Raw genomic sequence first — 18,424 nt, 5'->3', positions numbered from 1 at the left:
CCCGGAACCGGGACGGGGCGACGAGCGCTTCATTGGGTATTCACGGCGCATAGGGCTCTCTCACGCCCGACTTCGACCCCGCCAAAGATTTGAGGACACCACGATGAACCGCCTGTTCGCCCTGCCGTTATTCGCCGCCGCCGCGCTGGTCGCGGCCCCCGCCGCCGCGCAGGACGCCGGCGGGGACAAGGTCCGCATGGTCATCGTCTACGGCGACGACGCGGCGCCGGCCCCGACCGATCCCGACGAGATCCTGGTCGTCGCGCGCATGCCCGAGGGCGACCGCTACCGCATTCCCGAGGCGCTGCGTTTCAGCGAGGATCCTGCGAACATGGCCTGGGCGCGCCGGGTCGAGAAACTGGAGCTGGTGACCAGGTTCGGCACCAATTCGTGCTCCACCGCGGGCGCGGGCGGCTTCACCGGGTGCACCCAGCAGCTCATCGACGCGGCCTATGCCGACAAGCGCGAAGGCGCCGACGTGCGGTTCTCCGCCCTGATTGCCGCGGCACGCGCCGAACGCCTGTCGACGATCGATGCCGACGCCGCCAGCGAGCAGAGCCGCGTCGAGGAGATCGAGCGCGAATACATGAAGCGCCTCGAAGCCGAGCGGGCCGGCCCCACTCCCGATGAAGTACCAACCACGCAGCCGGGCGACGCCGCGCCGATCATGGTGCCACCGGGCCAGTAATCCGGCGCACGGCTCCGGTTGTCTCGCGCCGGTTTGCTGCCTAGGGAGCGCCGATCCACCGGCTTTCCTTGCAGCAGGACTTCCAACGACATGACGCCGATTCCGAGCTCCGTGGCGCCCCGATGAAATCGATCCTCGTCACCGGCGGCGCCGGCTTCATCGGATCAGCCGTCGTCCGCCGCCTCGTGCGCGGCGGGGCGAACGTCGTCACGCTCGACAAGCTGACCTATGCGGGCAATCCCGCGTCGCTGAAGGTCATCGAGAACGCGCCGAACCACGTGCTCGTCGAAGGCGACATCGCCGACAGCGATCTGGTGCTCCGCCTGGTGCGCGAACACGCGGTCGAGGGTATCATGCATCTCGCGGCCGAGAGCCACGTCGATCGGTCGATCGACGGCCCGGGCGCGTTCGTCGAGACGAACGTCGTCGGCACGTTCCGCCTGCTGTCGGCCGCGCTCGAATACTGGCGCGGGCTCGAGGGCGAGGCGAAGGAGAACTTCCGGTTCCACCATGTTTCGACCGACGAGGTGTTCGGCGACCTGCCGTTCGACGACAGCCTGTTCACCGAGGACACGCCCTACGCGCCGTCCTCGCCCTATTCGGCCAGCAAAGCGGCAAGCGACCACTTCGTGCGCGCCTGGCACGAAACCTATGGCTTGCCGGTCGTGCTGTCGAACTGCTCGAACAACTACGGCCCGTATCACTTCCCCGAGAAGCTCATCCCGCTCGTCATCCTCAACGCGCTCGAGGGCAAGCCGCTGCCGGTCTACGGCAAGGGCGACAACGTGCGCGACTGGCTGTTCGTCGACGATCACGCCGCGGCGCTGGAAGCGGTGCTGACGAAGGGCGCCGTCGGCGAAAGCTACAATGTCGGCGGCAACCAGGAACGCACGAACCTGGCGGTGGTGGAGGCGATCTGCGACGCGCTCGATGCCCGGCGGCCGCTCGACGGCGGCAAGCCCCGCCGCGAGCTCATCACCTTCGTCGCCGACCGTCCCGGACACGACCGCCGATACGCGATCGACGCCAGCAAGATCGAGCGCGAGCTCGGCTGGACCCCGGCCGAAACCTTCGAAAGCGGCCTCGCCAAGACCATCGACTGGTATCTCGACAACGGCTGGTGGTGGGAGCCCATTCGATCGGGCAAATATGCCGGGGAGCGGCTGGGCGAAGGCTGACCGCCCCGGTTGGCGTTTTCGTAGCATTTGGGGTGTAGGGGCCTGCGGTCATGACGAACGTCCGCAAGGTCCTCACCGTGTTCGGCACCCGGCCGGAAGCGATCAAGCTCTTCCCGCTTGTGCATGCGCTGGCCGCCGACGAGCGGTTCGAGAGCCGGACCTGCGTATCGGGCCAGCATCGCGGCATGCTCGACCAGGTTCTCGAGATTGCGGGCATCGTGCCGGGCCACGATCTCGACCTTATGCAGCCCGACCAGACGCTCGACGCGCTGACCGCCAACCTCCTTACCGGGATCGGCCGCGTGCTCGACGCCGAACGGCCCGACTGGGTCGTGGTGCAGGGCGACACCGCGACCGCGATGGCCGGCGCTCTGGCAGCCTATTACCGCAAGATTCCTGTCGCGCACGTCGAAGCCGGCCTGCGGAGCGGCAACATCCACCATCCGTGGCCGGAAGAGGTTAACCGCAAAATCGTGGGCGCCTTCGCCGCGCTGCACTTCGCCCCCACCGAAACCGCGGCGGAAGCGCTGCGCCGCGAGAACGTCGCGCCCGAGACGATACACGTGACCGGCAACACGGTCATCGACGCGCTCCACTGGGTGACCGCAAAGATCGAACGCGAGCCCGCTCTCGCGGCGGGTCTCGCCGATCTGGAGCGGCGGTTCGCGGGCAAGCGCATCATCGGGATGACCAGCCATCGGCGGGAGAACTTCGGCGACGGGATGGAGGGAATCGCCTCGGCGGTCCGCCGCCTCGCCGAACGCGACGACGTTGCGGTGATCTTTCCCGTCCACCTCAATCCCAACGTGCGCGCCGTGATGAACGAGCGGCTCGCGGGGCTGGACAACGTCGCCCTGATCGAGCCGCTCGACTACCCGCACTTCGCGCGCCTTCTGGCGATCAGCACCCTGATGCTGACCGACAGCGGCGGAGTACAGGAGGAAGCGCCCGCGCTGGGGAAGCCGGTGCTGGTGATGCGCGAGACGACCGAGCGGCCGGAAGGAATTGCGGCCGGGACCGCCAGGCTTGTGGGCACCGACGCGGACCGCATCGTGGCGGAGGCAAACCGGCTGCTCGACGATCCGCACGCCTACGAGGCGATGGCGAAGGCGCACAATCCGTTCGGCGACGGCAGGGCGACCGCACGCATAGTCGATCTGATGGCCGCGCGCTGAAACACCGTTACCGGTAAATTTACCCCTTCCGCCTATAGCCTGCGCGCGAAACCAATTGCGGGAATATCATGCGCGGCGAAACCAATCCGGAAGTGTGCGTCATCGGCCTCGGCTATATCGGGCTGCCGACCGCGGCGGTGATCGCGCGCAGCAATTGCCGTGTGACCGGTATCGACGTGAGCCAACGCGTCGTCGACACGATCAACCGCGGCGAAATCCACATCGAGGAAGCCGATCTCGACGGTCTGGTCCAGGCGATGGTTCAGCGCGGCACCTTGCGCGCGTCGACCGAGATCGCGGCGGCCGACGTCTTCGTCATCGCGGTGCCGACCCCGTTCGAAAAGGACGGCAATCACACGCCCGACATCAGCTACGTGATCGCGGCCGCGACCAATGTCGCCGCGGTGCTGAAAAAGGGCGACTGCGTAATCCTCGAATCGACCTCGCCGGTGGGCACCACCGAAGCGCTGCGCGACCGGCTGGCGGCGCTCCGCCCCGATCTCGCCATGCCCGGCATCGCCGAGGGGCGGCCCGACGTGTCGATCGCCTATTGCCCCGAACGCGTGCTGCCGGGACGCATCCTGGAAGAACTGACGCACAACGACCGCTCGATCGGCGGAATCACCCCGCGCTGCGCGAGGAAGGCGCTGGCGTTCTACAAGCTCTTCGTGCGCGGTACCTGCGTCACCACCGATGCGCGCAGCGCCGAGATGACCAAGCTGGTTGAGAACGCCTATCGCGACACCAACATCGCGTTCGCCAACGAACTCAGCATGATCGCCGATCGCATGGGGCTCGACGTGTGGGAGGTCATCCGCCTCGCCAACCGGCACCCGCGGGTCGACATCCTCCAGCCAGGCCCCGGCGTGGGCGGGCACTGCATCGCGGTCGATCCGTGGTTCATCGTCCACGGCGCACCGGAAGAAGCGAAGATCATCCGCACCGCGCGCGAGGTCAACGACGCCAAGATGCACCACGTCGTCGCGAAAGCGACCGAGCTGGTCGAGGCACATCCGGGCGTGCCGGTCGCCTGTCTAGGCCTGGCGTTCAAGGCGAACATCGACGACTTTCGCGAGAGCCCGGCGCGCTACGTCGCCGCCAGCCTGGCACGAAAGTTCGGCGAACGGGTGCGGATCGTCGAGCCCTACGCCCGCGAACTCCCGCGCGAATTCGAAGGGACCGGGGCGACGCTGGTCGACATCGACACCGCGCTGGAGACGTGCGGCGTGCTGGTGGTGCTGGTCGATCACGACGTCTTCCGCGTCGTCCCGCCGGAAGAGCGCGTGGGCGCAGCGATCTACGACACGCGCGGGATCTGGCCGGATGCCTCGCGCTCGCCCGCGCGTCCGCCGCTCAGGCTGGCGAGTTGAGGTCTATCCGCGGGCGTCGGTAAGGGCGCGCGGCCTTTCCTGCGCGGGAATACCGACGAGCGTTACCGCGTTTCCGCACGACTTCGTCACGACCGCGTTCGCACCGACCGCAACGTCGTCGCCCAGCACGATCGGTCCGATGATCCGCGCGCCCGATGCAATGAAGGTGCGGTCGCCCACCACGGGCCGCTGGTCATGCGCAGGCTCGACCTCCTTCGCGCCCAGCGTCACCTGATGGTAGATCACGGCGTAGGCCCCGATGCGGTTCGCGCCGATGACCGTGCCCGACGCGTGCGGCATGAAGAAATGCGGTCCGATCTCGCAAGCCGAGCTGATTTCCACCCCGTAGAGGTAGAAATTGAGCCACGTCAACAGTTTGGCGATACCGGTCCGGCCGTTGCGGTGCGCCGCATGGGCTAGGCGATACCAGCCGACCGGCGCGCAGCGCGGTATGAGCAAGTTGCGCCACAGGTCGCGCCGGCGCACGGGCCGTCCGGCCTGGCCGTAGTAATAGTAATAGCGTTCGAGATCGGACGCGAGCAGCGAGCCGAGCGAGCGGGGATCACTCATCACCCGTTCCCGTCCAGTATCCATCCTTCAGGTGGACGGCGGAGCGGTCCTCGTCCGACAGGAGTTCGTCGATCCATCCCGCAATGGTATAACGCTGGCGGACGTCCTCCGCCAGCGGCGGCGCGGCGGTGTCCAGGAAACCGTCTGAGATGCGCGGCGCCTGGCGGTCGATCACCTCGATCCGCGCCGGGTCATAGAAGGCGTAGGCGCGAATGTCGGCGTTGGTCGTCACGAGCTTTTTCTCGGCGCACAGCACCTCCAGCGTGCGCATCGTCAGCCCGTCCTGCCGAGCGTGTTCGATGTCGAGGATGGCGCGGCTGCTCTCGAAGACCTGCTGTGCCTTGGCCCGCGCCAGCGGAGCGAAGGTAAACGTTTCCGCCTTCGCACCACGGAATGCGGGATTGGTCAGCCGATAGGCCGCGAGCACCCAAGGCGCCTTGAGGAATAGGTACCAGTATCGGCGTGTGCCCGGCGGCAACGTTGCGTCAAGGCGCTCGACCACCCGGTGCCGGTCGGTGTGGGCAGTTCCGATGAAAGAGATGTCGTACGCCTCGCCCTGCCCGGCGGCGCTCGCGTGGTCGTCGGAAAACAGCGGGCGGAAGCGCATACCGTGCTTGCGCGCGACCTCGCGCTCGAACGAGAACGCTACGTCGAACAGCGGCACGAGACCGAGCGCGGTCGGCCGGTTGGCGAGCGAATCCCAGAGATAAAACACGAAGCGCGCTTCGGGATGCGCGCGCCTCAGGTCGCGGACCAACGCCGGCGAGACGGTCTGCCCGTTGACCACGAAGACATGGTCGTACCGATCGGCACCAAAGGACTTCAGTGCCCGGCGATAGTATCGCTCGGTCGCGCGTCTCGTGGCGGCGGGCGCGAAGCGAGCCGCGGCGTGGTACCACGGCGAATTTATCGGGCGGTCGGGGATCGCGTCGACGATTGCGCCCCGCCGCCTCAGTTCGCGCGTCATCGCCTCGTCGTAACCGAAGAAGCGGGGCGCGATCAGCAGGACGCGCGACCCCGTGAGGCTGGCTGGCCCGCTCATGGCCTTGCGCTCTCGCTCGCTCAGTCGGCCGAGGCGAGCTTGCGCTCGCGCAATTCCGCCATGGCCTTCTCGGACCGGTCGGCAAAGGTCGGCTGCCCCTCGGCCCAGGCGCAGAAGCGCATCAGCCCCTGCGCCAAGTCCACCTGCGGATCGAAACCGAGGTACTTCCGCGCATTGCCGAGATCGGCGTAGCAATGGCGGATGTCGCCGACCCGGTATTCGCCTGTCACGCTGACCGGCACGGCGTGGCCGCTTGCCGACAGCAGCGCATCGGCAAGGTCGGTCACGGTGGTCGGGACGCCTGCGCCGAGATTGATCGCGGCCCCGTCCGGCACGTCGGCCGACAGCGCGGCAACGAGGCCCGCGACGATGTCGTCGATGTGGATGAAGTCGCGGCTTTCCTTACCGTCTTCGAACAGCGCGATCGGCAGGCCCTGCCGTGCGCGGTTGAAGAAGATCGAAATGATCCCGGTGTAGGGGTTCTGGAGCGACTGCCCCTCGCCGTAGACGTTCTGGAAACGCAGGACGACCGGCGTGATGCCCAGCGCCGGGGCGGCCGAGCGGATCAGGAGCTCCTGCGCGGCCTTGCTCGCGGCATAGACCGAACCCGGCGCGAAGGCGATGTCTTCGCGCGTGGGCACCGCCTCGAGCGGGTGTCCGTCCGCCGTGCGGAACTCCCACTCGCCTGCGGCAAGCTGGGCGGGCGTACGACTGGCCGGCTGGACGATGCGGCCCGGATCGCGCGGGTCGGCATAGGCACCTTCGCCGTAGACGCTGCGGCTGGAGGCCAGGATCAGCCGTGAAGGCCGCCGCTCGCACTTCGCCAGCGCCTCAAGAAGGGCGGCGGTACCCATTTCGTTGACGGAGACGTAGTGGCGGATGCGGTACATGGACTGCGCCGTCCCCGTCTCGGCAGCGAAGTGGTAGACCGCGTCGACGCCTTCGAACAGCGACGGCTCGTCGATCACGTCGCGCACGTCCAGTCGGCGGAACTCCGCCCCATCGGGCACGGTGACCGAGGGCTGCTCGCCGTGTATCTGCGGAGACAGGTTGTCGATCAGCAGCACCGCGTGCCCCTGGTTCATCAGGCGGCGCGCCAGCGCCTGGCCGATGAAGCCCATCCCTCCGGTAATCGCAATTTTCACGGGATCATTCTTTCGCTTGGATCAGGCGACCGCCAGGGCCCGGTTGGGCGGCGTGGTCGGGGCGGACAGCCGTTGCCCGAGATCGGCCCGCTCGGCAAGCACGCGGCGTGCCGCCAGTACGCCGAGGATCAGGCCGTATCCCGGGGTCGAGATCATGTACTGCGACATGAACACGAAGACGACCGAGCACAGCAGGAAGGTCTCGAAATGCGATCGGAGGCCGCGCAGCATCCGCACCGTCAAATAGATCATGAGTCCCAGCCCGAGCACACCGAGCTGATAGACGACGATGAGCAGGCCCGATGCGATGCCGGCCGGGCTGAGGCCGATGAGCCACGGGTTCCTCGCCATGATCGGGCCTACGGCCGCTTCCCATTGCGCCGAATTGAGCCCGGCCGGGATGAAGCCGCGTTCGAAGCTTTCCTGCAGCCCGACCCAGATACCTCCCAGACGCATGTTCGCGCTGGTATCGGCGGTGATCAGGTACCACGGATCCTCGTAGAATGACTTGAGCAACTGGACCACGCGCAGGTCGTTTGGCAGCAGCCCGGAATCGAGAATGCCGCCGAGAATGAAATAGAGCGGCACGATCGCGATCAGCAGCCAGCGGCCCCACCGGCCGAATACGGCAAGGTAGATGATCGTGCCCAGCGACAGCGCGAGCACCGCGCTCGATGAACGGGCGATAAGGACGGCTGTCGCCAGGCAGGCTAGCGCTAAGAGGTTGCGCCCACCGACGAGCGCTAGGAGCGCGGCGAGGATGATCATGTGAAACCCGAAGTGGGTCGGTTCGGGCGCGAAGCCGAGCGTACCGCGCCCCGATTCGATAACAACCTCGCCCGCATCGCTGAATTCGCCGACGAGCTGCGTCATGAACGATGGGCTGATGACCGTCTGAATCAGACCGACAAGGACCCATGCCCCGGCTGCGAACACGATGACGCGATCGGCCATCTTGGGGTCTTCCAGCGTCACCGCGAAGGCGGCCACCGCGAAAACGAGCGGCGAGACGTAAATCAGCAGGTATTTGAAGTCCTGCGGGGAGGGGTTCGGCAGGCAAGACACCACGAAGCCGAGGACGCCGGCCATCGCCAGGATCGTCAGTGCGGTGAGGTCGCCGCGCGGAAACTTGTCCTGCACCAACGGTATCGCGACGATTGCCGCCATCGTACTGAACACCAGAGCGTAGGGCTGGGTGTAGGACGCAAGCGGAATGATCTGCGTATAGGGAAACAGGCAAAACAATAGCGCGACGAGATAAAGCGCTTTCTTCACGTCACACCTTTCCGGCTGGTCGACGCGGGCCCGCAAATATATCGGCACGGCCCGGAAACGGCGTCTGTCGCAATGCTTTAGCGCCTCGCTGCCGGTGGGGCAAGAGATCGGACGGGCGCGGCGGAACCCGGGACCCTTCGATGCCCTTGCACGCCCAGAATTGGCTGGACTTGCCGTCCGACTTGTTCGAACCGTCCGCCGCGCACCGCGTTTCGGCCCGAAGAAGTCCTGCCAGCAATGCCAGTCTATATCGTCATGATGGGGGCGGCCGCCGCGTTCGGCTTTGCCAAGCTGCTCGTGCTGGCGCTGGTAATGCCGGCCGCGCAGTTCGGTTCCTATGCGGGTGCCGCGGGTGCCGCGACGGTCGGCTCCGCCTTGCTGTCCTTCGGCCTGCTCGAGGGGACGATAAAGCGCTTCCCCCGCTACTGGGCCGACGGCGAGACCGATTTGCTCGTGGGCGCGTCGAAGTGGATATCGCTCCGCGTGACGAAGCTGACCCTGGCGGGTTCGCTCGCAGCGGTCCCGGCCGGCTACCTGATCGCGGGTGTGGACGGAGTCGTGTTCACGGTGCTGGCCGTGCCGCTGGCGCTCATCACGCTCATCGGGCGCGTGGTGTCCGCGCTCAACCTCAGCATCGGCGATGCCGGCCTCATCTGGCGCTACAGCTTCATCCGCTCGATCTCCGCGTTCGTGCTCGTTCCGCTGGGCGGTTTTCTTTACGGCTGGACCGGCGCCCTGGTGGGCGAGATCGCGGCGATGGCGCTCATCACGGTGCAAGGCACATGGTCGTTGCGGCACCTGCTGCCGTTCGGCGCGGCGCCGGTGAAGGCACCCGCCGACTACAATCTCTATACCTCGGCCCTGCTGGTGAACATGATCGGCAGCGGCGACCGCGCTGTCGTCGCGGCGCTGGCCGGGCCGGCCATTGCGGGCTCCTATGCCTTTGCGTTGATGTTCGCGCAGATCGGTCAGGTGGTGGTCAACATCCTCGCCCAGAAGACGGGGCCGCAGATCATCAAGGTCCAGCGCGCGGGCGCGAGCCTGCGCCCCACGCTGCGGCTATTGTCGTTTCCGGCGGCCGCCATCGTCGGCACTTCGCTCGCGCTCCTGGCGGCCGCATTCGGGGGAGTGAACTTCGAAGTGGGCCACGCCCTTCTGGCCAAGTACGACATCGGCCTGCTCGAGGTCGGCATCGCCTGCTTCGTCTCGATCACGTTCCTGTGCGTGGTCTTGGAATACGCCGTAGTGGCGATCGACCGGGAGCGGGTCGTGACGCTGGCGGCGGGGTCGGCGGCGGCGGTGCTCGTGATCGGGGCGGGGGCGGCGTGGACGCAGGGCGCCGGGACGACGGGCTATCTTCTTGCGATGGCGGCCGCGAAGTCGGTGCAGCTTGCGATCCTCACCGGCTCGCTGATCCCGCGGCGCTTTCTGCAGCGAGGGAACGGAGCCGCGCCGCGCCCCTGAGAACGCGGCGGCGGCCCGTGCGTCAGCCGATCAGGTCCCAGCTCGCCGGCGTACCGCGCTTGACGTCGCGCGAGACGCGCTTGCCGACGAGGTCGGCGTAGTGCTTGGGCGCGAGGCCGAGGCCGGGGCGGATGAGACGCAGGTTCGTCTCGGTCAGCTCCTCGCCAGCGGCGACGTCCTCCACCACGTAGATCGACCGGCGGAAGACGAGGCTGCCCTTCTCGGCCTCGCTCGGGCCGTAGGACACCGTGCCCCGCGCCGCGGCGGCGGTCCGCGTCTCGCGGACCAGCGCGGCGAGCTCGTCCGGCTCCATCGAGAATGCCGAATCGACCCCGCCGTCCTCGCGGGCGATCGTCAGGTGCTTTTCGATCGCGACTGCGCCCAGCGCCGTGGCCGCGACCGCCGCGCCGATGCCCATCGTGTGATCGGACAGGCCGGTGTGGCAGCCGAACATCTCGCGCAGGTGGGGGATGGTGAGCAGGTTGGAGCTCGCCGGATCGGCCGGATACGAACTCGTGCATTTCAGCAGGATGAGGTTTTCGCACCCGTTCTCGCGCGCGGTGCGGACCGCCTCGTCGATCTCGGCGGCAGTCGCCATCCCGGTCGACATGATCATCGGTTTGCCGGTCCGCGCGACCTTGGCGATCAGCGGCAGGTCGACGTTCTCGAAGCTGGCGATCTTGTGGCAGGGGACCCCGAGATCTTCCAGAAAGTCGACCGCCGTTGGATCAAACGGGGTGGAGAAGCCGATCATGCCGTGTTCGCGGCAGCGGTCGAAGATCGGCTTGTGCCACTCCCAGGGGGTGTAGGCCTCCTTGTAGAGGTCGTAGAGCGACGTGCCGTTCCACAGCGAGTTCGGGTCGGAGATGAAGAATTCGCCTTCCGAGTGATCGATCGTCATCGTGTCGGCGGTGTAGGTCTGCAGCTTGATCGCGTTGGCGCCTGCCGCGGCGGCCGCATCGACGATCTCCAGCGCCCGGTCGAGCGAGTGGTTGTGGTTGGCGCTGACCTCGGCGATCACCAGCGGCGGGGCGTAGGTGTCGATGGTGAAGTCTTCGATCTGAAAAGGTGTCATGGCTTCCCTTTAGCGTCGGCGTCGCGCAGCACAAAGCGTGCCTTCGCGGTTGTTTCCTGCCCGTCGAAGCGAGCGTCCTCGAACTCGATGCGCCACGGTCCGCAATCGACGAACGCGCGTGGATACCCCTCTGCATCGAGCATGCGGATATGGTCGAATACCCGTTCCGGATCGGACAGCGGGGCGAGATCACCGTCGGCGGGCTTGCGCCGGCGGAACTCGGTTACCTCGCCCGTTTGCGCCTGCGGCTCGGGATCGTTCGCGACAATCTCGGCAATCATGCCTTCGATAATGTCGCCCGCGCGCTCGAAAATCTGCTGTGCCGTACCTTCGAGCGACAGCGGGCGCTTCATGTAGACGGGCCCGGTGTCGAGCCCCGCCTCGCAGCGCAGCGCGCTGATCATCGTCTCGCCGTGTCCGCGCACGATCAGGTTCTGCAACGGAGATCCGCCCCGGCCATAGGGCAGGTCCGTCATGTGGAAGATGATCGTCTCGAATGCGCCGAAGACGGATTCGGGAATTATTTTCGACCAGTGCGGCACGAACACGCGCGTGGCCCCGATCGCCGCGAGGTGGTCCGCGGTGAATTCCCCCCGCGTGCCGATCTGTACGAACGGCCGGCCGGTCTTGCGCGCGAGGCGCTCCGCCAGTCCGCCATGCCACGGACGACTGGAGACGACGACTTCGGTCATCGGTCCTGGCCACCTTTCGGCACCGTCTGGCGCACGAGCATGAACGCCTCGGCCGCCTTGAATCCGGCGCTTGCGCCGCGCCAGCGGGCGAGGTGCTCGACCGCCTGGTACGAACGCGGGTGCGGGAAGGGGCGCATTTCGGCCTCGTAGCAACGCAGCGCGGCTATCTTGGTCTCGAGCGCGTCCGAGATGTCGACGAACCAGTTGGGGGCGAAGGGCGGGGCGCTCGCCGGGCTCATCCATTCGGTGCTCGATACGGTTTCGTACGCAAGGATGCGCGTCACGGTGTGGCCGGGAAGCGGACGGCAGGCGGTAATGACCGCGCGATGGGTCACGTCGTGGTCGATGTTCACGTCGCCGCGATGGTGGGTGTAGACGATGTCGGGCTTCACCCGCGCCACCGTCGCCTCCAGCCGGTGGACGACGTCGAGCAGCACCTCGCCGTCCATCCGGTTGTCGGGCAGTCCGAAGAACTCCGGCGGTTCCGCACCGATCGTGGCGGCTGCGGCGCGCGCGGCATCGCGCAACCGCTCGAGTTCGGCGGCGTGCTCGTCGCGGCCGTCCGCCGAGGAACGCGAGGTGGCGCCTTCGGCCAGGATCGCGATCGCGACCCGGTCGCCGGCCCGCACGTGGCGGACGAGCGTGCCGGCGCATCCGAGCAATTCGTCGTCGGGATGGGCGGCGACGACGAGTACGGTGGTCATTGCGGTCGTGCTCCTCGGGGCAGTGTCAGGCGCCAGCGATGCGCGTCGCGGGCGCCATAGGGCACAAAGCCCGCCTTTGCGAAGGCCCCCGCCGAGGCGATATTCTCGGGCAGGATTTCCGCATCGATGGCGGTCAGGCCGGGCCAGCCGGCGGCCGCTTCGGCGCACCCGGCCGCGATCAGCCGCGCACCGGCGCCGCGGCCGCCCTCGCCGGGAACGAGATAGACCGAGATCAGCGCGCTCGCTTCGTCGGCATCGCGGTCGAACCGCACGACCCCGGTGGCGCCAGAGTCTTCCTCGCCGATCCACAGCCTGCGATCGGGATCTGCGATGGTCCGGGCGAACCACGCGCGGTGGTCGGCGATCGCGACGGGCGCGGGATCGTGGAAGAAACGGCGTGTATCGGGATGGTTGCGCCAGGCGAAAACGGTTTCGCAGTCGTCGGGCGCGGCGAGGCGCAGCCGGGTGCGGGGCGCGGACAGCGCCGCGAGCACACGGCCGGCGCCGGCCCCGTCGCACAGCGAGCGTGCCGTCTCGCCGAGCGCGGCCGCGCGCACGGGATCGTCCGTCAACGCCGCGACCGACCGGGCTACATCGCCGGGTGTCACCTCGCCTACGTCGCCGAGCCACAGCGCGGCCCCCGCGTCGGCCAGCGCCGCGGCGCCCGGCTTCTGGTTCTCGGCGATGGTAATCAGGATTGTGGGTAGGGCGAGACAGCACCGTTCCCAAGCGGTTGCCCCGGCGGCGCCGATCGCCAGCGATGCTCCGGCCATCAGAGCGGGCATGTCGGCATTTCCCTCGAACAGGCGCGTGTCGGGCATCCGCCGGGCAGCCTCGCGGATCGCCGCCAGATGGGGATTGCGCGCACCCGCCACGACATCGACTGCCAGTCCCTTGTCGAGCGCGCCGAGACCTTCGAGCACGACCAGCGTCGCCCCGTCGGGATCGATTCCGCCGAAGTATACGAGCACGCGCGCGCCGGCCTGCAATGCGCGCGGTCCCTCGATCTCCTTGGCGAGGGCGGCGAACTCGGGACGCAGCAGGGCATGGCGCGGGCCGATCAGGGTCTGGCAGCCTGCCGGCACCAGACCCGCATACCGTCCGGCACTTCCCTGCAGATTCTGGTCGAGCAGCAGGTCGCAATCGTGGAGCCGGTCGGCAAGGTCGTCGATCGTCATGATGCGCCCGCCGCCCGCGGCGCGCATCGAGCTCTCCCATCGATGGTCGAGCGCGTAGTGGTCGGCCACCAGCCAGTCGTACCCGTCGCCCACGGCGGCAGCCGTCTGCCGCGCATCGACCGCCTGCGAAGCGCCAAGCCAATCCGCGTGGTCGAGACTGGGGCCGCCGGTATCGTCCTCGCCAAGAAAACCGGCTTTGCTCGGCAGCACCACGAGCGCATGGCCGCGGGCCTCGACCAACCCCTCGGGCCGGCCGGGATGTTCGCGCATCACGAACGTGCATATGTGGCCTTCGGTGGCGGCTGCATCCGCCAGCGTCAGGCACCGCATCAGGTGGCCGGTGCCGATCGCGTCGGATGCGTCGGTGCGGAAGACGATCCGCATCGCGCGGGTCACCGAACCTTGAACAGCGGCTCGAGCGGCTTGCAGCGCAGCACTTGCGCCAGGGACCGGTTGGCGTCCGCATCGGCCAGTGCGGCAAAGGCAGCGTCGTAGGCATCGAGCAGAGCGCGCACTTCTTCCGGCCCGTGCGAAGCCGAGATGTTCTGCGTGCCGTAGGACAGCACCCCGCGCTCGAAGATCTCCTGCATGAAGAGCGTCTTGAGCTCCCACATGGTGTAGTTTTCGGTGTCGCGGAAGTTCACGAACGACCAGGTCGGGTCGCCGCTGACCGCCAGCATGTGCCCAAGATCGTGCTTGCCGATCAACGCCTCGATCCCGGCGCACACTTCTTCGCCGGTCTTGCGCATGTTGGCCAGAACCGGGCCGCTTGCCAGCTTGTCGAGCGTGGCCTTGGCCGCGGCGAGCGACAGCGTCTCGCCGCCGAAAGTGAACGAGAAGAACACGTCTTCCATCAGTTTCATCACGTCGGCCCGGCCGGTTACCGCCGAAACGGGGTATCCGTTGGCGAGCCCCTTGCCGAAAGTCGCGAGGTCGGGCGTTACGCCGAACATCTCCTGCGCGCCGCCGTTCGCGAAACGGAAACCCGTGATGGTCTCGTCGAACACCAGCAGCGCACCGTGCGCATGTGCAAGGTCCTTCACCGCGCCGAGGAAGTCGGGCGTGGGGTAGGCGACGTTCATCGGCTCGAGGATGACGGCGGCGAACTCGCCCGGATGCGCATCGAGCAGGGCTTTGAGCGAATCGGCGTCGTTGAAGGCGAACGTGCTGGTGAGATCGCGGGTCGCCTGCGGCACGCCGAGGTTGCGCGCGGTCGAGCCGATGTACCAGTCCTGCCAGCCGTGATAGCCGCACACCGCCACCCGGTCGCGCCCGGTGAAGGCGCGTGCGATGCGGATCGCGCCGGCGGTCGCGTCGGAGCCGTTCTTGCCGAACCGCACCTTCTCGGCGCAGGGCACCATGGCGACGATGCGCTCGGCGACTTCCATCTCGAGCGGGTGGGGGAGCGAGAAGATCACCCCGTTTTCCAGCTGCGCCTTCACCGCGGCGGTCACGTCGGGATCGTTGTAGCCGAGCGTCACCGAGCATTGGCTGTTGATGAAGTCGACGTACTCGTTGCCGTCGGCGTCCCATACCCGTGCGCCGTCGGCCCGGGTGATGAAATAGGGCGAGATGCCGCGCGGGAACTGGGTCCGGCTCTTGGAGAACGTCTGGCTGCCGAGCGGGATCGTGCGTTCGGCGCGGTCGAGCCATTCTTCCGAGGTGGTGAAGCTGCGCATCGGGTCAGTCGTCTTTCGTGGTCTCGGAGGTGAAAACGCGGCCCATTAGGATCATGTCCTCGGGCTTGCCGTCGAGCAGGAATTGCGCGGGCCGCCGCCCCTCGATCGCGAAGCCGGCGCGCTCGAACGCGCGCTCGCTGCCCACGTTGGAGGCATAACAACCCGCCGTCACCTTGCGCAGCCCGAGCTCGTCGCGGGCGATGGCGCAGATCAGGCGGATGGCGCGGGTGGCAATGCCACGACCCCAGGCTTCGGATGCGCCGATCATGATGCCGATGTCGCCGGTCTCGTGCTGACGCGAAATGGGGCCGAGCTTGATGTTGCCCACGTGGCGGCCGAGCGGCGTGCTCCGGATGCCGAGAAACAGCACGCCGGGATGGGCGCGCTGGTCGGCGACGAATTGCCGCGTCCCTTCGATGTCATGCCGGGCGAAGCGGCTCTCGAGGTACTGTGCGATCGGCGGATCGTTGAGCCAGCCGACATATTCCTCGGTGGCATCGTCGGGGCCGAGCAGGAACAGCTCAACCTCGTCGTCCTGCCACGCGGCGGTGGGCGTTAGCTCCATCAGACTTCCATCCGGATCGGCACGCCGGCGTTGGCGATGTGCGACCGCGCCTGGAACGGGTTCTGGTCTCGGAAGCAGAAATAGGTCCCGGCAGCCACCGCCTCGGCCCCGCCGTCGATGAAGCCGGCGGCGAAGTGAGCGCCCAGACCGCAGCCGCCCGAAAGAATCAGCGGCACGTCGACGCTGTCGGCGATCTCGCGCGCGATATCGATGTCGAGGCCGCTTCCCATGCCGTCGCGATCGGCGTTGGTGAGCAGGATCTCGCCCGCTCCGCGCGATACGGCTTCCTTCGCCCACTCCTGCGGAGTGCGCCCGGTCGGCTTCGATGCGCTGTCGACGAATACCTGCGGCGCGCCCTCGACCGTGCGGTAGTCGATCGAGACGACCACGACCTGCGCGCCGTAGCGGCCGGCCGCCTCCCCGATGAGCGCGGGGTTTTCGAGCGCCGCCTGGTTGACTGAGACCTTGTCCGCCCCGCTGCCGAGCAGGGTGCCGAAATCCTCCACCGTGCGCACGCCGCCGCCCACCGCGAGCGGCATGAACGTTTCGCTCGCGAGACGTGCGATGAGATCGAGCATCATCTCGTCCCCGCCGATCGGCGTGCCGTCGATGTTGAGGACGATGAGCTCGTCGGCCATCTGCGCTTCGTAGATCTTGGCCTGGCTGACCGGGTCGCCGACCTCGATCGTCTCGGTATAGCCGCGCGTCGTCACCAGCACCGGGCGCATCGAACGCCCCACCTGCCGGTGGCGAATGAGCAGCTTGGGCACGATGCGTTTCTTCAGCACGGGTCGATCCCCAGGAAACCTTCGAGGAAGCGCAGGCCCGCCCGCTGGCTCTTTTCCGGATGGAACTGGCTTGCGACCAGCTTGCCCCGGCGCACGATCGCGCAGAACCGCTCGCCGTGCTCGGCCGTGCCCAGCGTCTCGCCGTGAACGGGATCGTGGTAGGCGAAGCTGTGGTCGAAGTAGAAGTCGGCCGTGTCGCCCGCGCGGAAGCTGCCGAAATCGTCGGCGAAGGTCACGTCGTTCCAGCCCACGTGGGGGATGCGCACGCTCGGCGGGTCGCCCTTCAGCGGGCGCACGGTGCCCCCGACTAAGCCGAGCCCGTCATGGGTGCCCAGTTCCTCACCGCGGTCGGCGAGGAGCTGCATGCCCACGCAGATGCCGAGCAGCGGGCGACCGTCGTCGATCGCCCACTGTCTCAGCTGCGGAACCAGTCCGGTCGCGCGCAGCTTGTCCGCGCAGTACCCGAACGCGCCGACGCCCGGCAGCAGCAGGTGCGTCTTGCCTTCGAAATCGCTCGCCTGCGAGACCAGCGACACGCGCGCGCCGAGGTGATCGAGCGCGTTCTCGATCGACCGGACGTTGCCTGCCTCGTAGTCGATCAGCCCAACGTGGCAGGCCCCGAACGACACGTCAGGCGTCCGCCATGCGGTTCCTCGACCGCCAGCGCTCGATCATCTTTTCGGCCACGTTGCGGTCCATCGAACCGTCGCGCATCCACTGGTCGAAGTCGTGCGTCTTGCGCCCGTCCTCGGTTTCTTCCGGGTGATGCTCGTAAGGGCTCACCTGATGGCTCATCGCGACCTTGAGGAATTCCTCCTCGCTCATCCCGATGAAGTCGAGGAACAGGTCGAGGCTCGGCGGACGCTTGCCCTCGTACTCGGCGACCAGCTTGCGGCCTTCCTCGGGCGTGATGCGGCCGTGGCGGATGTCGATCGCGGCCAGGTGCGACGGGCGCGAGTACCCGCGCTTGATGTACTTGATGTAGTCGCGCACCCCTTGCATGTAGCACTCGATCTTCTCGTAGTTGTACTGCGGGGGCACGTTCTCGACCTCGTCGCCCTGCCAGCCGAGCTCGTCCATGATGATGGCCGACTGCTTCTTGACGTCCCAGGGAATGTACGAACCGAGGCAGACCGAACGGTAGTTGAGGTTGCGAAGATCCTTCAGCGGCGGATAGCTGAAGCACTTGAGATCGCGCGGATCGACGTCGCCGCCCAGGCGCACGAACATGTCGTCGGCGCTGATGCCCAGGTTCACGAAGCGGTTGAAGCGCTTCTCGTCGACTTCCTCGGCCTGCTCGTAGCTGAAGTAGGCGGTGTATTCGGCCGACGGTTCGCCCCAGAAGATGAGCGGCACCTGCTTCTCCAGCGCGACCCACATCGGGTAGCTGAAGATGCCGGTGTGGCAGTGCCAGCAGAAGTCGCCCTTCTCGAGGAACGACTGGAGCATCAGCTTCTGCACGACATGCCAGTTCGGCGTGAAAGTGTGGATGTCGACGCCCAGTTCGCGGCAGACGCGCTTGACGTTGTCTTCCAGGTTGGGGCGCATGAACCCGTGGTCGAACCGGACGACCAGCGGCTTCACGTTGAATTCCTTAACGAGGTAGTACAGCGTCCAGGTGCTGTCCTTGCCGCCGCTGAACGGGACGATGCAGTCGTAGTCGTACTTGCCGCGATGTTCCTCGATCAGCTGACCGAGTTCCTCGCGCCGCGCTTCCCAGTCGATCGCCGACTGCTTGAATTCGACGTTGCGGCAGATGTTGCACGTGCCCGCCGAATCGAAGGCGATGGTTTCGTGCGTTTCGGGCAGGCCGCAGGGGTTGCAGCGTTTCATGTC

18 protein-coding genes are annotated in these 18,424 nt (G+C 67.2%); 5 read left to right on the top strand and 13 right to left on the bottom strand.

Annotated features, from left to right (window positions below; genetic code table 11):
* Positions 1-103 precede the first annotated feature (103 nt).
* From D4766_RS07070 to wecC, 4 genes are all read left to right on the top strand, one after another.
* Complete coding sequence (locus D4766_RS07070) at positions 104-688, top strand: hypothetical protein (RefSeq protein WP_120716818.1); 585 nt, start codon at positions 104-106, stop codon at positions 686-688.
* Between the two features lie 122 nt (positions 689-810).
* Entirely contained in the window at positions 811-1,866 is a 1,056-nt protein-coding gene (gene rfbB / locus D4766_RS07065) for a dTDP-glucose 4,6-dehydratase (protein WP_120716817.1), read from the top strand.
* A gap of 50 nt (positions 1,867-1,916) precedes the next feature.
* Positions 1,917-3,041, top strand: a complete 1,125-nt coding sequence (gene wecB / locus D4766_RS07060) for a non-hydrolyzing UDP-N-acetylglucosamine 2-epimerase (RefSeq protein ID WP_120716816.1) — start codon at positions 1,917-1,919, stop codon at positions 3,039-3,041.
* Positions 3,042-3,109: 68 nt separating this feature from the next.
* A complete protein-coding gene (gene wecC, locus D4766_RS07055) occupies positions 3,110-4,411 on the top strand; it encodes a UDP-N-acetyl-D-mannosamine dehydrogenase (protein WP_120716815.1) in 1,302 nt (433 codons plus the stop codon).
* 3 nt (positions 4,412-4,414) lie between these two features.
* Here wecC and D4766_RS07050 read toward each other — a convergent pair whose 3' ends face one another.
* Genes D4766_RS07050 through D4766_RS07035 form a run of 4 tightly spaced genes read right to left on the bottom strand, consistent with a single transcriptional unit; the run spans position 4,415 to position 8,443 of the window.
* Positions 4,415-4,981, bottom strand: a complete 567-nt coding sequence (locus D4766_RS07050; protein WP_162935696.1) for a serine O-acetyltransferase — start codon at positions 4,979-4,981, stop codon at positions 4,415-4,417.
* Positions 4,974-6,023, bottom strand: a complete 1,050-nt coding sequence (locus D4766_RS07045) for a WaaS/CpsH family glycosyltransferase (protein ID WP_120716813.1) — start codon at positions 6,021-6,023, stop codon at positions 4,974-4,976. The genes D4766_RS07050 and D4766_RS07045 overlap by 8 nt, the downstream gene beginning before the upstream one ends.
* A 20-nt stretch (positions 6,024-6,043) precedes the next feature.
* Positions 6,044-7,168 carry an NAD-dependent epimerase/dehydratase family protein gene (locus tag D4766_RS07040; RefSeq protein WP_120716812.1) on the bottom strand — a complete coding sequence of 375 codons (1,125 nt, stop codon included), beginning with the start codon at positions 7,166-7,168 and terminating at the stop codon, positions 6,044-6,046.
* Positions 7,169-7,189: 21 nt separating this feature from the next.
* Positions 7,190-8,443 carry a hypothetical protein gene (locus D4766_RS07035; protein WP_120716811.1) on the bottom strand — a complete coding sequence of 418 codons (1,254 nt, stop codon included), beginning with the start codon at positions 8,441-8,443 and terminating at the stop codon, positions 7,190-7,192.
* Between the two features lie 237 nt (positions 8,444-8,680).
* On the opposite strand from D4766_RS07035, the gene D4766_RS07030 reads away from it, so the two are divergent.
* A complete protein-coding gene (locus tag D4766_RS07030; protein ID WP_120716810.1) occupies positions 8,681-9,907 on the top strand; it encodes a hypothetical protein in 1,227 nt (408 codons plus the stop codon).
* A gap of 22 nt (positions 9,908-9,929) precedes the next feature.
* Here D4766_RS07030 and pseI read toward each other — a convergent pair whose 3' ends face one another.
* Genes pseI through D4766_RS06985 form a run of 9 tightly spaced genes read right to left on the bottom strand, consistent with a single transcriptional unit; the run spans position 9,930 to position 18,421 of the window.
* Positions 9,930-10,982, bottom strand: a complete 1,053-nt coding sequence (gene pseI / locus D4766_RS07025) for a pseudaminic acid synthase (protein ID WP_120716809.1) — start codon at positions 10,980-10,982, stop codon at positions 9,930-9,932.
* Positions 10,979-11,674, bottom strand: a complete 696-nt coding sequence (locus D4766_RS07020; protein ID WP_120716808.1) for a formyl transferase — start codon at positions 11,672-11,674, stop codon at positions 10,979-10,981. Before D4766_RS07020 ends, pseI begins: the two co-directional genes overlap by 4 nt.
* Positions 11,671-12,378 carry a PIG-L deacetylase family protein gene (locus tag D4766_RS07015; protein ID WP_120716807.1) on the bottom strand — a complete coding sequence of 236 codons (708 nt, stop codon included), beginning with the start codon at positions 12,376-12,378 and terminating at the stop codon, positions 11,671-11,673. The genes D4766_RS07020 and D4766_RS07015 overlap by 4 nt, the downstream gene beginning before the upstream one ends.
* Positions 12,375-13,952, bottom strand: coding sequence for a UDP-2,4-diacetamido-2,4,6-trideoxy-beta-L-altropyranose hydrolase (gene pseG / locus D4766_RS07010; protein ID WP_120716806.1), 1,578 nt, complete (start codon positions 13,950-13,952; stop codon positions 12,375-12,377). The genes D4766_RS07015 and pseG overlap by 4 nt, the downstream gene beginning before the upstream one ends.
* Positions 13,949-15,235, bottom strand: a complete 1,287-nt coding sequence (locus D4766_RS07005; RefSeq protein WP_120716805.1) for an aminotransferase class III-fold pyridoxal phosphate-dependent enzyme — start codon at positions 15,233-15,235, stop codon at positions 13,949-13,951. Before D4766_RS07005 ends, pseG begins: the two co-directional genes overlap by 4 nt.
* Before the next feature lie 4 nt (positions 15,236-15,239).
* On the bottom strand, positions 15,240-15,800 hold the full coding sequence (locus D4766_RS07000) for a GNAT family N-acetyltransferase (protein ID WP_120716804.1): 561 nt from the start codon (positions 15,798-15,800) through the stop codon (positions 15,240-15,242).
* Positions 15,800-16,588 carry an imidazole glycerol phosphate synthase subunit HisF gene (gene hisF / locus D4766_RS06995; RefSeq protein WP_120716803.1) on the bottom strand — a complete coding sequence of 263 codons (789 nt, stop codon included), beginning with the start codon at positions 16,586-16,588 and terminating at the stop codon, positions 15,800-15,802. Before hisF ends, D4766_RS07000 begins: the two co-directional genes overlap by 1 nt.
* A complete protein-coding gene (gene hisH, locus D4766_RS06990) occupies positions 16,582-17,217 on the bottom strand; it encodes an imidazole glycerol phosphate synthase subunit HisH (RefSeq protein WP_120716802.1) in 636 nt (211 codons plus the stop codon). The genes hisF and hisH overlap by 7 nt, the downstream gene beginning before the upstream one ends.
* A 1-nt stretch (position 17,218) precedes the next feature.
* Complete coding sequence (locus D4766_RS06985) at positions 17,219-18,421, bottom strand: N-acetyl sugar amidotransferase (RefSeq protein WP_120716801.1); 1,203 nt, start codon at positions 18,419-18,421, stop codon at positions 17,219-17,221.
* Positions 18,422-18,424 lie beyond the last annotated feature (3 nt).

Source organism: Tsuneonella amylolytica (assembly GCF_003626915.1).
GTDB classification, from domain to species: Bacteria; Pseudomonadota; Alphaproteobacteria; order Sphingomonadales; family Sphingomonadaceae; genus Tsuneonella; species Tsuneonella amylolytica.
Note: the sequence above shows the minus strand (reverse complement) of the source record. Positions and strands in the feature narration are given on the sequence as shown.

What these genes read in the sequence shown, in the direction of transcription:
- D4766_RS07045 (WP_120716813.1), bottom strand. Translation starts at nt 6,023, where the DNA reads ATGAGCGGGCCAGCCAGCCTCACGGGGTCGCGCGTCCTGCTGATCGCG.
- wecC (WP_120716815.1), top strand. Translation starts at nt 3,110, where the DNA reads ATGCGCGGCGAAACCAATCCGGAAGTGTGCGTCATCGGCCTCGGCTAT.
- wecB (WP_120716816.1), top strand. Translation starts at nt 1,917, where the DNA reads ATGACGAACGTCCGCAAGGTCCTCACCGTGTTCGGCACCCGGCCGGAA.
- D4766_RS07020 (WP_120716808.1), bottom strand. Translation starts at nt 11,674, where the DNA reads ATGACCGAAGTCGTCGTCTCCAGTCGTCCGTGGCATGGCGGACTGGCG.
- D4766_RS06985 (WP_120716801.1), bottom strand. Translation starts at nt 18,421, where the DNA reads ATGAAACGCTGCAACCCCTGCGGCCTGCCCGAAACGCACGAAACCATC.
- D4766_RS07000 (WP_120716804.1), bottom strand. Translation starts at nt 15,800, where the DNA reads ATGGAGCTAACGCCCACCGCCGCGTGGCAGGACGACGAGGTTGAGCTG.
- rfbB (WP_120716817.1), top strand. Translation starts at nt 811, where the DNA reads ATGAAATCGATCCTCGTCACCGGCGGCGCCGGCTTCATCGGATCAGCC.
- D4766_RS07030 (WP_120716810.1), top strand. Translation starts at nt 8,681, where the DNA reads ATGCCAGTCTATATCGTCATGATGGGGGCGGCCGCCGCGTTCGGCTTT.
- D4766_RS07050 (WP_162935696.1), bottom strand. Translation starts at nt 4,981, where the DNA reads ATGAGTGATCCCCGCTCGCTCGGCTCGCTGCTCGCGTCCGATCTCGAA.
- D4766_RS07015 (WP_120716807.1), bottom strand. Translation starts at nt 12,378, where the DNA reads ATGACCACCGTACTCGTCGTCGCCGCCCATCCCGACGACGAATTGCTC.
- D4766_RS07070 (WP_120716818.1), top strand. Translation starts at nt 104, where the DNA reads ATGAACCGCCTGTTCGCCCTGCCGTTATTCGCCGCCGCCGCGCTGGTC.
- D4766_RS07005 (WP_120716805.1), bottom strand. Translation starts at nt 15,235, where the DNA reads ATGCGCAGCTTCACCACCTCGGAAGAATGGCTCGACCGCGCCGAACGC.
- pseI (WP_120716809.1), bottom strand. Translation starts at nt 10,982, where the DNA reads ATGACACCTTTTCAGATCGAAGACTTCACCATCGACACCTACGCCCCG.